Origin of the sequence: Limnohabitans simekii (SeqCode), from assembly GCF_965234735.1 — a bacterium.
Classification (GTDB): domain Bacteria; phylum Pseudomonadota; class Gammaproteobacteria; order Burkholderiales; family Burkholderiaceae_C; genus Limnohabitans; species Limnohabitans simekii.
Window position 1 is genome coordinate 132,288 of sequence record NZ_OZ248542.1, and the last position, 12,743, is coordinate 145,030.

A 12,743-nucleotide genomic window follows, 5' to 3' on the forward strand; every position below is an offset into this window, starting at 1 on the left:
GCTTTGAACCCCCAGGTGTGCGCATGAAGCCCGTGGCCATCATCGGGGCCATGCAGCAAGAGCTGGCAGGTTTGAAGCAGGCGCTGCAAGGCTCGCACACCATCCAAATCGGCACCCGCCAAGTCACCACCGGCACCTGGCACGGCCACCCCGTGGTGCTGGCGCTCTCGCACATTGGCAAAGTGGCGGCCGCCACCACCGCCACCGCCCTGATAGAACGCTTTGACGTCACCGAGATCATCTTCACCGGCGTGGCCGGTGGTTTGATGCCCGGAGTGCTTGTGGGTGACGTGGTGGTGGCCACCGAGTTCATGCAACACGACATGGACGCCTCGCCCTTGTTTCCGCCAATGGAGGTGCCCTTGTATGGCCGCGCCCATTTCCCAACAGACCTGCGTTTGACCCAAAGCCTGAAGTCGGCGGCGCAAGATATTTTGAAAAACCCGGGGCAGTGGCTCGACATTGATGTGCTGCACGAGTTGCGTGTGCAGTCCCCCCAAGTGCACGCTGGGTTGGTGGTCAGCGGCGACCGCTTTGTGTCCACCTCGGCTGAAAGCCAAGCCTTGCAACAGCGCTTGCCCAAAGCCTTGGCGGTGGAAATGGAAGGCGCGGCGGTGGCGCAAGTGTGCTTTGACTACGGCGTGCCGTTTGCCGCGGTGCGCACCATCTCCGACCGCGCCGACGACAGCGCCACGCATGACTTTTCCAGGTTCATTGAAGAGGTGGCCGGACGCTACAGCCTGGCCTTGCTGGGCACCTGGTTGGGTCAGCGCTGATCAGGCGTTGTAGTTCAGTACCAAGCCAGGCGTGGGCCAATCGTCGATGGCAATCAAGCGCCCAGTGGCCGACAGCGTGATGAAAGCCGTGCGCTGACCGGGTCCACCAAAACAGATGTTGGTGGTGAACGGATCGGGCAGCGGCACATGCTGCAGCAACTCACCCGCCGGGCTGATCACCGAGATGCCGCCGTGCATCAGCGTTGCCACGCACATCGTGCCCTCGGCGTCCACCGCCATCGAATCGAAACGCTGCCAATGTGGGCTGGGCGAGGCTGTCAACATGCGTGCACCTTGCGGTGAAGGCCACGGGTCTTTGCGCACCTGGCCCGGTGCTGTGACGTCAAACGCCCAGACACGGGCGCCTTCGGTTTCAGCGTAATAAAGGGTTTGCCCATCAGGGGAGAGTGCAATGCCATTGGGTGACAAGACCGGCCGCGCCACGGTTTGTATTGCCGAGCCGTCAGGCTGCGCGTAGAAAACGCCGCCGCGGTCCATCTCGAGGGCCCGCACCTTGCCCAGATCGGTGAAGTAAAAGCCGCCGTGCGCGTCAAACACCAGATCGTTGGGGCCACGCAAACCGATGCCGTCCACGCTGTCGTACAAACGCTCGGCCCGCCCTGTGTTCAGGTTGACGCGTTCAATGCGCCCGCCCGAGTAGTTGTGCGCCTGCCCAATTGGCCGCAGGAAATTCCCCGGTTCGCGTGTCCACTCGAAGCCGCCGTTGTTGCAGATGTAGACCGCGCCGTCCGGCCCGATGGCCGCGCCGTTGGGGCCGCCACCCAGATCGGCCACAACCTGTACCCGCCCGTTGGGCGTCACCCGACTCAGCGTGCCGCGTGCAATTTCAACCAACAACACCGAACCATCGTCCAGAGCCACTGGCCCCTCGGGAAACAGCAGCCCAGTGGCGATTTCGCGAATCTTCATCGGTGCATTCCTGGCGGTTGATCTGCGCATCTCATCATGGTGAGCGCATCCTAGAGCACTTACTTCAACCAACCACGGCGGCGGAAATACCACATGGGCACCACCGCACTGGCCACCATCAACAGCACGGCGTAGCCATAGCCCATCTCCCATTGCAACTCGGGCATGAACTGGAAATTCATGCCGTAGACGCTGGCGATCAAGGTGGGTGGCAGCAAGGCGACGCTGGCCACCGAGAAGATTTTGATGATCTTGTTTTGGTTGATGTTGATGAAACCGACGGTGGCGTCCATCAAGAAGTTGATCTTGTCAAACAAGAACGCGGTGTGGCTGTCCAGCGAATCGATGTCGCGCAGAATTTGCCGCGCATCGTCAAACTGCTCGGCGTTGAGCATGCGCAGTCGCATGGCAAAACTCAAGGCGCGGCGGGTGTCCATCATGTTGCGGCGGATGCGGCCGTTCAAGTCTTCCAAACGCGCAATCTCGCCCAGCACTTCACCGGCCAAGGCGTCGGTCACATCGCCCGACAACACCATCTTGCTGACTTTTTCCAGCTCGTCGTAAATGCCCTCTAGCGTGTCGGCCGAGTACTCGGCGTCCACCGAGAACAACTCCAGCAACACGTCTTTGGCGTCTTCAATCAAACCGGGGGCGCGGCGGGCCCGCAAGCGCAGCAAGCGAAACACCGGCAGGTCTTCGTCGTGGATGGAAAACAGCACGCCGTGGCTTTTCAGGGCGTCGTTGTGTTGGTTCAAGATGAAAGCCACGCGCACGGCACGGGGCTCTTCCATGTCAGCGATCAAGAAGTCAGAGCGGATGTGCAGCTCGCCGTTGTCTTCTTCGTAAAAACGCGCGGACTCTTCAATGTCCTCGTCCATCGCGTCTTCGGGGATCTGCACGCCGAAATGCTGGCTGATCCAGCGTTTTTCTTCCGGCGTGGGCGACTCCAAATCGACCCAAATGGGGTGGAACTGGGACAGCTCTTCTTGGGAAGAGATTTCCTCTTGAAACAGGCGGCCATTGGCCAGCGAAAAAATATTGAGCATGGCGATCTCAGTGCGAGGTGAAGCGGTCGAAAAGAAAGGGTTGCAAGGTTCGCTTTCGACTCAGCTCGGCTGGATGCCTGGGTGAACCGAAAGCTACCGACTAGGGTAGGTTTCCATGGTGGGCTCTGAAATGAACAGGCGCGAATTATGGCACTGCAACAAGTCAGGACCAAGACTGTTAGAGTCAATTGTTTTCATTGGCGCGTTCATGCACACCACCTTGCCCCCAGCCCAAGAGCGCTGGCTGCTGATCACCTTGGCAGGCATCCAGTTCACGCACATCGTGGACTTCATGATCATGATGCCCCTGGGGCCGCAACTCACTGCCTTGTTTGCCATCAGCGACGCCCAGTTTGGCTTGTTGGTGTCGGCCTACACCTTGTCAGCTGGCCTGTCGGGCTTGCTTGCCACCGCGTTCATTGACCGCTTTGAACGCAAGCAATTGATGATGGTGCTCTATCTGCTGTTTGCCCTGACCACCTTGGGCTGCGCCTTGGCCCCGTCTTACGGTTGGCTGATGGCCGCGCGGGTGGCGGCAGGTTTGTTTGGCGGGATCTTGTCGGCCATGACGCAGACCGTGATTGGCGACGTCATCCCATTTGCCCGCCGTGGACAAGCCACGGGCTTTGTCATGACCGCGTTTTCTTTGGCCAGTGTGGCGGGTGTGCCAGCCGGTTTGTTTTTGGCCAACCATGGCGGTTGGCACAGCGCATTTGTGGCGTTGACGGTGATGTGCATGGTGGTCGGGGGCCTGGCCGCTTTCAGCTTGCCGCGATTGAATGCCCATTTGGTCCACGCCCAGGGTCGAGATGTGTTTCATGCGCTGCAAGCGGTCTTGAAAGATGTCAACCACCGGCGTGCCTTGTTGCTGTCGGCCACCATGATGTTTGCTGGCTTCACCATCATTCCCTACATCACGATCTACAACCAAGCCAATCATGTGCTGCAACTGAGCGAGATTCCCTACATCTACCTGTGCGGCGGCGCGGTCACCTTGTTCACTTCGCGCTGGATAGGTGTGTGGACCGATCGGCTTGGCAAGCGGGTCATGTTTCAGCGCATGGTGCTGCTGTCGGCCATTCCCATGACCTTGACCACGGTGATGCAACCCATGCCCTTGGTTTGGGTGCTGCTGGTGACCACCAGTTTCTTTGTCGCCATGAACGGCCGCATGATCCCTGGCATGGCTTTGCTCACCTCTGCTGCCGTGCCGCAGTACCGGGGCACCTTCATGTCGCTCAATGGTGCGGTGCAGTCGGTTTCCATTGGTTTGGCCTCCTGGGTTGGCGGCCTGCTAATCCAACGGGATGCCCAAGGTCAGGTGACCCACTATTGGTTGTGCGCGGTGGTTGGTGTGGTGGCTTCTGTATTGGCTTATTACTTGGCCCAGCATGTGAAAGTACACACGGCGAAACAAGCCGCGCTTTAGGCTTTTTTCCGGTCTTTACAAATCCTTGCGTGAACCGTTTGCTTTTTAGTCCAAGTGGGTGCATAGTGAACTCACCTGTCGTTGATCAGGCATGTGGTCTGGTCAAGAGCACAGGAGCTTTTTGCGGAGGGTTCGTATGAATTTAACGATCAGCGGTCACCATCTTGAAGTCACCCCAGCATTGCGTGGCTATGTCACCCACAAACTAGACCGCGTCCTGCGCCACTTCGACCAAGTGGTTGATGTGCGCGTTCTGTTGTCCGTTGAAAAGCAAAAAGAAAAACAAGGCCGCCAACGTGCCGAGTGCAATATCCACGTCAAAGGTAACGACCTGTTTGCCGAGTGTGCCAACGAAGATTTGTATGCCGCCGTGGATGAACTTGTCGACATTCTCGATCGCCAAGTGGTGCGTCACAAAGACCGCTTACAAGATCACCACCACATCAGCGTGAAGCGTGAATTGCTCAACTGACGACGTCTCTTGCACCAAACCGCCTGTGTACAGGCGGTTTTTTCATGCCCAAATAATAATTCTTAAGAGTTAAATATTTACCCTAGCTTGACACCCTCTATCAGGTGCATAATCAGCCCCCAATCATGAACAGACTCGCCGCCATATTGCCTTCTGCACAAGCTTTGGTGCAGGTTGACGCCACCAGCAAAAAACGTGCTTTTGAAGAGGCCGGTTTGCTTTTTGAAAACCTGCATGGCTTGAACCGCGCCATGGTTGCCGACAGTTTGTTCGCCCGCGAACGCTTGGGCTCCACCGGTTTGGGCTATGGCGTGGCCATCCCGCACGGTCGCATCAAAGGCATGAAAACCCCCTTGGCGGCGGTGTTCCGTTTGCTTGAACCCATCGGTTTTGATGCACCAGACGAAAAGCCCGTGAGCTTGATGATTTTTCTCTTGGTGCCTGAGGCCTCGACCCAAAAGCATTTGGAAATCCTGTCCGAAATTGCCGAGATGCTGAGTGACACCAAATTACGCGACAAACTGCAAGCCTGTACCAACGCGGCAGAGCTGCATCGCCTGATCACCAGTTGGCAATCCATCCAAACCGCTTGAGCCTGTTTCTTTGAAGCCTACCGCCATCAGCGCTGACGTCTTGTTCGAGGACTTTCGGCAGAAGCTGGATTTGAAATGGGCGGCCGGACAGGGCGCCTCCGAGCGGCACTTTGACGAAGTCGCGGTGCGCATGGCCCGCTCCGGCGCCGATTTGGTCGGCTACCTGAATTACATCCACCCCTACCGCTTGCAAGTCTTGGGCGAGCGCGAAATCGCGTATCTGCAAGACTGCGCCCCCGAGGTGGCTGAACGTCGGATAGACCGCATTGTCACCCTCGTGCCGCCGGTGTTGGTGGTGGCAGACAACCAAAACCCGCCTGCGCCGTTGCTTGCTTTGTGCGAAAAATCACAAATCCCCTTGTTTTCGACCCCGGAGTCGGCGGCTTTTGTGATCGACGTGTTTCGGGCGTATTTGTCCAAGCATTTCGCTGACCGCACCACCTTGCACGGCGTGTTCTTGGATATTTTGGGCATGGGCGTGTTGATCACCGGCGAGTCGGGCCTGGGCAAAAGCGAGCTCGGCTTGGAGTTGATTTCACGCGGCAACGGCTTGGTGGCTGACGACGCGGTGGACCTGTACCGCATCAACCAAACCACCATCGAGGGGCGTTGCCCGGACCTGCTGCAAAACCTGCTGGAGGTGCGCGGCATCGGCTTGCTCGACATCCAGGCCATCTTTGGCGAGACGGCGGTGCGGCGCAAGATGCGCTTGAAGCTGATTGTGCATTTGGTGCGCAAAGAAACGCTGGAGCGCGACTACGAGCGCTTGCCCCACGAGCCCTTGATGCAAGACGTGCTGGGCATCCCGGTGCGCAAGGTGGTCATCCAGGTGGTGGCTGGGCGCAACATCGCCGTGCTGGTGGAGGCGGCGGTGCGCAACACCATCCTGCAATTGCGCGGCATTGACACCTACGAAAAGTTTGTCGAGCGGCATCGGCAGGCGATGAAATCCAAGCAGCCGGACTGAAAAAGCAGGCCTTTTTCGGGCGCCTCAAAATACCCTGTTTTGAGAGGGTCTTCATACTGGGCGGGGCTTGCGGCCGTTTTTATGATACAGAAATTCAAAGTTTTGCTGTTTTCGTGTATCACGATTCGCAAGTAATTGGAATCTGACCCCAATTAGGCAGCTTCGTCCTTGAACGGACAAGGCTTGCGGGTGCAATGGCCATACAGGCTGAGCGCATGGTCGGCGATCTCGAAACCTTTGGCGCTGGCAATGTCTTGCTGGCGGCGTTCAATTTCAGCGTCAAAGAACTCCTCAACCCGGCCGCAATCGAGGCACACCAGATGGTCGTGGTGCTGGCCTTCGTTGAGCTCGTAGACCGCTTTGCCACTTTCAAACTGGCTGCGGGTCAGCAAACCGGCTTGCTCGAATTGCATCAGCACGCGGTAGATGGTGGCCAAGCCAATGTCGGCGCGTTCGTTCAAGACCAAGCGGTACACATCCTCGGCGCTCATGTGGCGCTGGCCGCTTTTGTGGAACAACTCCAAGATCGTCAGTCGCGGCAAGGTGGCTTTGAGGCCAGTGTTTTTCAAATTTCCATGGGAGAGCATGCGCGCCTTTCACGTCCAAGGGATTGCAGGTGAAACCCACTCGTTACAATGAATTCATCATAGCCTGCCTGACCACGATCATGAATCTTTTGCGACTACTTTTGGCCCGCGGTTGGGTGCTGGCGTCCTTGGCCACACTGGCCGCTTGCTCCACCATCGACGACCCCATGGCCCAAGCCATGCGCAGTGTCACCCCCTACCGCACCGAGGTGGTTCAAGGCAATTTCGTCTCCAAAGAACAGGTGCAAGCGTTGCGCCCCGGCATGAACCGCAACCAGGTGAAAGACATTTTGGGCACACCGCTGATTGCCAGTGTGTTCCACGCCGACCGCTGGGACTACGCCTTCACCATCCAACGCAAAGGCACGGCACCGCAACAACGCAAACTGTCGGTGTTTTTCAAGAACGATTTGTTTGATCGCGTGGACGCACAAGACCTGCCCAGTGAAGCCGAGTTTGCCGAGCGCATCTCGGTGCCCGAAGACCGCAAGGCGGTGCCGCGCTTGCAGGCCACGCCGCAAGAATTGGAAAAATTCAACAAAAATTCACCCGCCACAGCGCCGGTTGAAACCGCCCCGGCCAAGGCCCCGCCCAAAGCCTATCCCCCGCTTGAACCCGCAAGCAAGTGAGCGCCGCCATGAACGCCTCCACCCCTCTTCGTGTCGCCGTGGCCGGTGCCAGCGGCCGCATGGGCCGCATGCTGATCGAAGCCATTGCCGAGGCACCAGACTGCCAACTCGCGGGCGCTTTGGACATCGCTTCCAGCCCGTCCATCGGCAGTGATGCAAGCGCTTTCACCGGGCACAACAGCGGCGTCTTGATCACTGCCGACCTGGCGCAGGGCCTGAAAAACGCGCAGGTGCTGATCGACTTCACCCGCCCCGAGGGCACCATGGCGCATGTGGCCGTGTGCCGCGAAATGGGCGTGCAAATGGTGATTGGCACCACCGGCTTTTCCGAGGCGCAAAAAGCCGAGATGCAAGCTGCCAGCCAAGACATCGCCATCGTCATGGCGCCCAACATGAGCGTGGGCGTCAACGTCACCTTGAAGCTGCTGGAGATGGCGGCCAAGGCGCTGTCCTCGGGCTATGACATTGAAATCATCGAAGCGCACCACAAACACAAAGTGGATGCGCCCTCGGGCACGGCCTTGAAAATGGGCGAGGTGATTGCCCAAGCCCAGGGCCGCAAGTTGCAAGACTGCGCGGTTTATGAGCGCTATGGCCACACCGGCGAGCGGGTGGCCAACACCATTGGTTTTTCCACCATCCGTGGCGGCGACATCGTCGGCGACCACACCGTCATGTTCGCCACCGAAGGCGAGCGCATCGAAATCACCCACAAGTCGGCCAGCCGCAGCACCTACGCGCAAGGCAGTTTGCGTGCCGTGCGTTTCTTGTCGGCCAAGCCGCACGGACTGTTCGACATGTTTGACGTGCTTGGCCTTGAAGCCATTCGGGCGCTGGTATGAGCATGTGGTCGCTCTTGACGCAAGGCGATGCGCTGTTGCGCCTGCTCAGCCTGGTGTTGCTGGCCATGTCGGTGTTCAGCTGGATGGTCATCCTCTACAAAGCCGTGTTGCTGCATGTGGCCCAGCGCGACTTGAGCTTGTGCCAAGCCTGTTTGCTGCAAGCCCCCGATTGGGCCCAAGCGCAAGCCCAGTGGCGCGACAGTGACCGCTGGCAACTCTTTCCCGCCTTGATGTCCGCAGTGCAAGCCGGCCCCACCGGCGCTTTGGCTGCCAGCGCTGCCTTCGAGGACCAACTGACCCGTCGTTTGCGCGAGGCCTTGCACAGTGTGCGAGCCCGTTTGCAATGGGGCCAAGACGGCTTGGCCACCATCGGTGCCACCGCGCCATTTGTCGGTTTGCTCGGCACGGTCTGGGGGATTTTCCATGCGCTCACCAACCTGGCCGGGGCCGGTCAGTACACCCTCGACAAAGTGGCGCAGCCGGTGGGCGAAGCCCTGGTCATGACCGCAGCCGGTTTGGCCGTCGCCATCCCGGCGGTGATGGCCTACAACCTGTTGGGCCGTCGCTTGGCGCGTTTGGACAGCCGCTTGGAAGGCCTGGCCTTCGATTTGCGTGCCCTGGCCCAAGCTGGCAAACACTGAGGCACCCATGGCCTTTGGTGAATTCGACGCCAGCCCCGCATCGGCACCGATGAAGGACATCAACGTCACGCCCTTGGTGGACGTGATGCTGGTGCTCTTGGTCATCTTCATCATCACCGCGCCCCTCTTGAGCGGCAGTTTGAACCTCGAGTTGCCCAGTGCGGATGCACCGGCTGCGTCTCGCCAAGGCGTGCCGGTGGACGTGGCGCTGGACAACCAATCGGTGTTGACGGTGGACGGACAGGCGGTGGATTTGAAGCAGTTGGCAGCCGCCCTGAGCCTGCGTGCCGCGGATGGCGCGGCCAGCGAAGTGCAGTTGCGCATCGACAAGTCGGTGCCCTATGGCCGCGTGGCCGAAGTGATGGCCGAGATTCAAAAATCCGAGCTGCTCAGCCTGTCACTGGCGGTGCAAACACCTGCGCCTAAAATCCAGACCACCTCCCCGCCACCGCGCAACTGAGCGCGTACGGGGTTTCTCATTGAGCCCCATGCAACACACCCCATCCCCATTCGATCAAGCCGGTGGCAACAGCAGCGCCGACTACAAAGCATCCGACATTGAAAAGGCCGTCCAGGCCGCTTGGCGCGATGCAGACGTTTACCGCGTCACCGAAGACACCAGCCGCCCCAAGTACTACGCCTGCTCGATGCTGCCTTACCCCAGCGGCAAGCTGCACATGGGCCATGTGCGCAACTACACCATCAACGACATGCTCACGCGCCATTTGCGCATGAAGGGCTACAACGTCTTGATGCCCATGGGTTGGGATGCGTTTGGGTTGCCTGCCGAAAACGCCGCCTTGAAAAACGGCGTCCCCCCGGCCAAGTGGACTTATGAAAACATCGCTTACATGAAGAAGCAAATGCAGGCGATGGGCTTGGCCATCGATTGGTCGCGCGAAGTGGCCACCTGCGACGCCACCTATTACAAATGGAACCAGTGGTTGTTTTTGAAGATGCTGGAAAAAGGCATCGCCTACCGCAAAACCCAAGTGGTGAACTGGGACCCGGTGGACCAAACCGTGTTGGCCAACGAGCAAGTGATTGACGGCAAAGGCTGGCGCACCGGCGCGGTGGTCGAAAAGCGCGAGATCCCGGGCTACTATTTGAAGATCACCGATTACGCGCAAGAGTTGCTCGACCATGTGCAAGTGGGCAACCCCAAAGCCACCTTGAACGGCTGGCCCGACAAAGTGCGTTTGATGCAAGAAAACTGGATTGGCAAAAGCGAAGGTGTGCGTTTTGCGTTCACGCACAACATCGCAGGCGCGAACGGTCAGTTGATTGACGATGGCCGTATGTTTGTCTTCACCACCCGCGCCGACACCATCATGGGTGTGACGTTTTGCGCGGTCGCCCCTGAACATGCACTGGCTTTGCATGCCGCGGCCAGCAACCCCAAGCTGGCTGCTTTCTTGGAAGAGTGCAAAGAAGGCGGCACCACCGAAGCCGAGTTGGCCACGCAAGAGAAAAAGGGCATGGCCACGGGCTTGTTCGTGACGCATCCTTTGACGGGTTCGCAAGTGGAGGTATGGGTTGGCAACTATGTGTTGATGAGCTATGGCGATGGCGCGGTCATGGGTGTACCGGCGCATGACGAGCGCGATTTTGCGTTTGCCTTGAAGTACGGCTTGGAGATCAAACAGGTTGTTGCCCAAGCGGCCAAGTCAGTGACAGCGGGAGCGCCCGGCGCATCTACCGATGCAGCTGCTTCAGTGTTCGACACCACGCAATGGCACGAGTGGTATGCCACCAAAACCGGCGTGTGCGTGAACTCTGGCGCACTCGATGGTTTGAAATTCAAAGCTGCGGTTCATCAGGTGGCCGAACTGCTGGCCGCCAAAGGTTTGGGCGAGAAGAAAACCACCTGGCGTTTGCGCGACTGGGGCGTGAGCCGCCAACGCTATTGGGGCACACCGATTCCCATCATCCATTGCGATGAACACGGCGCGGTGCCGGTACCTGAAAAAGATTTGCCGGTGGTGTTGCCGCAAGACTGCATCCCCGATGGCTCGGGCAACCCGCTGCACAAGCACGAAGGATTCCACCAAGGTGTGGTTTGTCCCACCTGTGGCAAACCAGCGCGGCGCGAAACCGACACCATGGACACCTTTGTTGATTCGAGCTGGTACTTCATGCGCTATTGCGACCCGACCAACGCGCAAGCGATGGTGGCCGAAGGCACGCAGTATTGGATGCGCGAAGGCGACAAGGCCAGCGGCGGCAGTGGCATGGACCAGTACATCGGCGGCATTGAGCACGCTATCCTGCATTTGCTCTACGCGCGCTTTTGGACCAAGGTGATGCGCGACTTGGGGCTGGTGAAAGTGGACGAGCCCTTCACCAAACTGCTGACGCAAGGCATGGTGCTTAACCACATTTACTCGCGCCGCACCGCCAAAGGCGGCAAGGACTATTTCTGGCCGCACGATGTCGAACACGTGCTGGACGACAGCGGCAAGGTGATGGGGGCTAAGCTGAAGAACGCCGCTGACAGCAGCGATGGTGTGTTGGCGGTCGGCACCGCCATCGACTACGAAGGCGTGGGCACCATGAGCAAGAGCAAGAACAACGGTGTCGATCCGCAAGAGCTGATCAAGCGCTACGGTGCCGATACCGCGCGTCTGTACACCATGTTCACCGCGCCTCCCGAGGCCACCTTGGAGTGGAACGATGCGGCGGTGGAAGGAAGCTACCGCTTTTTGCGCCGGGTTTGGCAGTTTGCGCACAAGCACGAAGCCGCTTTGCGTGCGGGCTTGAAAGTGGACCGCAGTCAAGCCGTGAACTTTGACAAATCAGCGAAAGCCTTGCGCTTGGACATCCACACCGTGTTGAAGCAAGCCAACTACGACTACGAGCGCATGCAATACAACACCGTGGTGTCGGCGCTCATGAAAATGCTCAACACCTTGGAAGACGCGTCTTTGAGCGACAACGCCAATGACAGCGCCGCACTGGCCGAATGCTTCTCCATCTTGCTGCGCGTGCTCTACCCGGTGTGCCCACACCTGGCCTACCACCTCTGGGGCGAGCTGGGTTATTCGCAACGTTTCGGTGGTTTGCTGGATGTGGCCTGGGCCGGGGTGGACGAGTCGGCGTTGGTGCGCGATGAAATCGAACTCATGTTGCAGGTCAACGGCAAGCTGCGCGGCTCGGTGCTGGTGAGTGCCCAAGCCAGCAAAGCCGACATCGAACAAGCGGCCTTGAACAACGAGGCCTTCATCAAGTTAGCCAATGGCGCGGCACCGACAAAAATCATCGTCGTGCCGGGCCGTTTGGTGAACCTGGTGTTGTGATGCTCAAACACACAACAGTATTCAACACGCGTCGCAGCTTCATGCGCCATGGGCTGTTGCTGGGCGGTGCCGGGCTGTTGTCTGCGTGTGGTTTCGAGTTGCGCAAAGCGCCCGATTACCCTTTCAAAACCTTGTTCATCAGCGTGGCTGAAGCCTCCTTGCTGGGGCAAGAACTCAAACGCAACATCGCCTCGTCGGGCAGGGTGGAAGTCATCACGGACGCGCGACAAATTGAACGTGCCGATGTGATCTTTGATTTCCTGCTGGAGTTGCCCGAAAAAATCATCCTCAGCCGCACCTCCACTGGCGCGGTGCGCGAATTTCAATTGCGTTTGCGCTTTCGCTTTCGCTTGCGCACCCGCGATGGCTACGAGTTGATTTCCGACACCGAGTTGATGCAAGAGCGCATCATCAGTTTCAACGAGAGCGCCGCCTTGTCCAAAGAGGCTGAAGAACAATTGCTCTACCGCGACATGCGCTCGGACATCGTGCAACAGGTGTTGCGCCGCTTGGGCGCGGTGCGTCAGCTTTAAGC

At 58.8% G+C, this 12,743-nt stretch carries 14 protein-coding genes; 11 read left to right on the forward strand and 3 right to left on the reverse strand.

Annotated elements, in window-relative coordinates:
• Positions 1-23 precede the first annotated feature (23 nt).
• Complete coding sequence (locus tag AC8GFP_RS07120; RefSeq protein ID WP_506611676.1) at positions 24-776, forward strand: 5'-methylthioadenosine/adenosylhomocysteine nucleosidase; 753 nt, start codon at positions 24-26, stop codon at positions 774-776.
• On the opposite strand, the gene AC8GFP_RS07125 is transcribed toward AC8GFP_RS07120, so the two are convergent.
• Positions 777-1,706 carry an SMP-30/gluconolactonase/LRE family protein gene (locus AC8GFP_RS07125; RefSeq protein WP_506611678.1) on the reverse strand — a complete coding sequence of 310 codons (930 nt, stop codon included), beginning with the start codon at positions 1,704-1,706 and terminating at the stop codon, positions 777-779. It lies immediately after the preceding gene.
• 59 nt (positions 1,707-1,765) lie between these two features.
• Positions 1,766-2,752, reverse strand: coding sequence for a magnesium/cobalt transporter CorA (corA, locus tag AC8GFP_RS07130; protein WP_506611680.1), 987 nt, complete (start codon positions 2,750-2,752; stop codon positions 1,766-1,768).
• A gap of 208 nt (positions 2,753-2,960) precedes the next feature.
• Between corA and AC8GFP_RS07135 the strand changes: the two genes are divergently transcribed.
• The 4 genes from AC8GFP_RS07135 (at position 2,961) to hprK (ending at position 6,213) form a co-directional block, all read left to right on the forward strand.
• On the forward strand, positions 2,961-4,181 hold the full coding sequence (locus tag AC8GFP_RS07135) for an MFS transporter (RefSeq protein ID WP_506611682.1): 1,221 nt from the start codon (positions 2,961-2,963) through the stop codon (positions 4,179-4,181).
• Positions 4,182-4,317: 136 nt separating this feature from the next.
• Entirely contained in the window at positions 4,318-4,653 is a 336-nt protein-coding gene (gene hpf / locus AC8GFP_RS07140) for a ribosome hibernation-promoting factor, HPF/YfiA family (protein ID WP_506611684.1), read from the forward strand.
• A gap of 125 nt (positions 4,654-4,778) precedes the next feature.
• Entirely contained in the window at positions 4,779-5,246 is a 468-nt protein-coding gene (locus AC8GFP_RS07145; RefSeq protein ID WP_506611687.1) for a PTS sugar transporter subunit IIA, read from the forward strand.
• Between the two features lie 10 nt (positions 5,247-5,256).
• Positions 5,257-6,213 carry an HPr(Ser) kinase/phosphatase gene (hprK, locus tag AC8GFP_RS07150; RefSeq protein ID WP_506611688.1) on the forward strand — a complete coding sequence of 319 codons (957 nt, stop codon included), beginning with the start codon at positions 5,257-5,259 and terminating at the stop codon, positions 6,211-6,213.
• Between the two features lie 152 nt (positions 6,214-6,365).
• Here hprK and fur read toward each other — a convergent pair whose 3' ends face one another.
• Complete coding sequence (fur, locus tag AC8GFP_RS07155; protein WP_506611689.1) at positions 6,366-6,800, reverse strand: ferric iron uptake transcriptional regulator; 435 nt, start codon at positions 6,798-6,800, stop codon at positions 6,366-6,368.
• Positions 6,801-6,880: 80 nt separating this feature from the next.
• On the opposite strand from fur, the gene AC8GFP_RS07160 reads away from it, so the two are divergent.
• From AC8GFP_RS07160 to AC8GFP_RS07185, 6 genes are read left to right on the forward strand one after another with little or no spacing between them, the layout of a single operon-like run.
• Positions 6,881-7,429, forward strand: coding sequence for an outer membrane protein assembly factor BamE (locus tag AC8GFP_RS07160; RefSeq protein ID WP_506611690.1), 549 nt, complete (start codon positions 6,881-6,883; stop codon positions 7,427-7,429).
• A gap of 8 nt (positions 7,430-7,437) precedes the next feature.
• Positions 7,438-8,271 carry a 4-hydroxy-tetrahydrodipicolinate reductase gene (gene dapB / locus AC8GFP_RS07165; protein WP_506611692.1) on the forward strand — a complete coding sequence of 278 codons (834 nt, stop codon included), beginning with the start codon at positions 7,438-7,440 and terminating at the stop codon, positions 8,269-8,271.
• Between the two features lie 2 nt (positions 8,272-8,273).
• Positions 8,274-8,912, forward strand: a complete 639-nt coding sequence (locus AC8GFP_RS07170; protein ID WP_506611693.1) for a MotA/TolQ/ExbB proton channel family protein — start codon at positions 8,274-8,276, stop codon at positions 8,910-8,912.
• 7 nt (positions 8,913-8,919) lie between these two features.
• On the forward strand, positions 8,920-9,372 hold the full coding sequence (locus AC8GFP_RS07175; RefSeq protein ID WP_506611695.1) for an ExbD/TolR family protein: 453 nt from the start codon (positions 8,920-8,922) through the stop codon (positions 9,370-9,372).
• 28 nt (positions 9,373-9,400) lie between these two features.
• On the forward strand, positions 9,401-12,208 hold the full coding sequence (gene leuS / locus AC8GFP_RS07180) for a leucine--tRNA ligase (protein ID WP_506611697.1): 2,808 nt from the start codon (positions 9,401-9,403) through the stop codon (positions 12,206-12,208).
• A complete protein-coding gene (locus tag AC8GFP_RS07185; protein ID WP_506611699.1) occupies positions 12,208-12,741 on the forward strand; it encodes an LPS-assembly lipoprotein LptE in 534 nt (177 codons plus the stop codon). The genes leuS and AC8GFP_RS07185 overlap by 1 nt, the downstream gene beginning before the upstream one ends.
• The last annotated feature ends 2 nt before the right edge of the window (positions 12,742-12,743 follow it).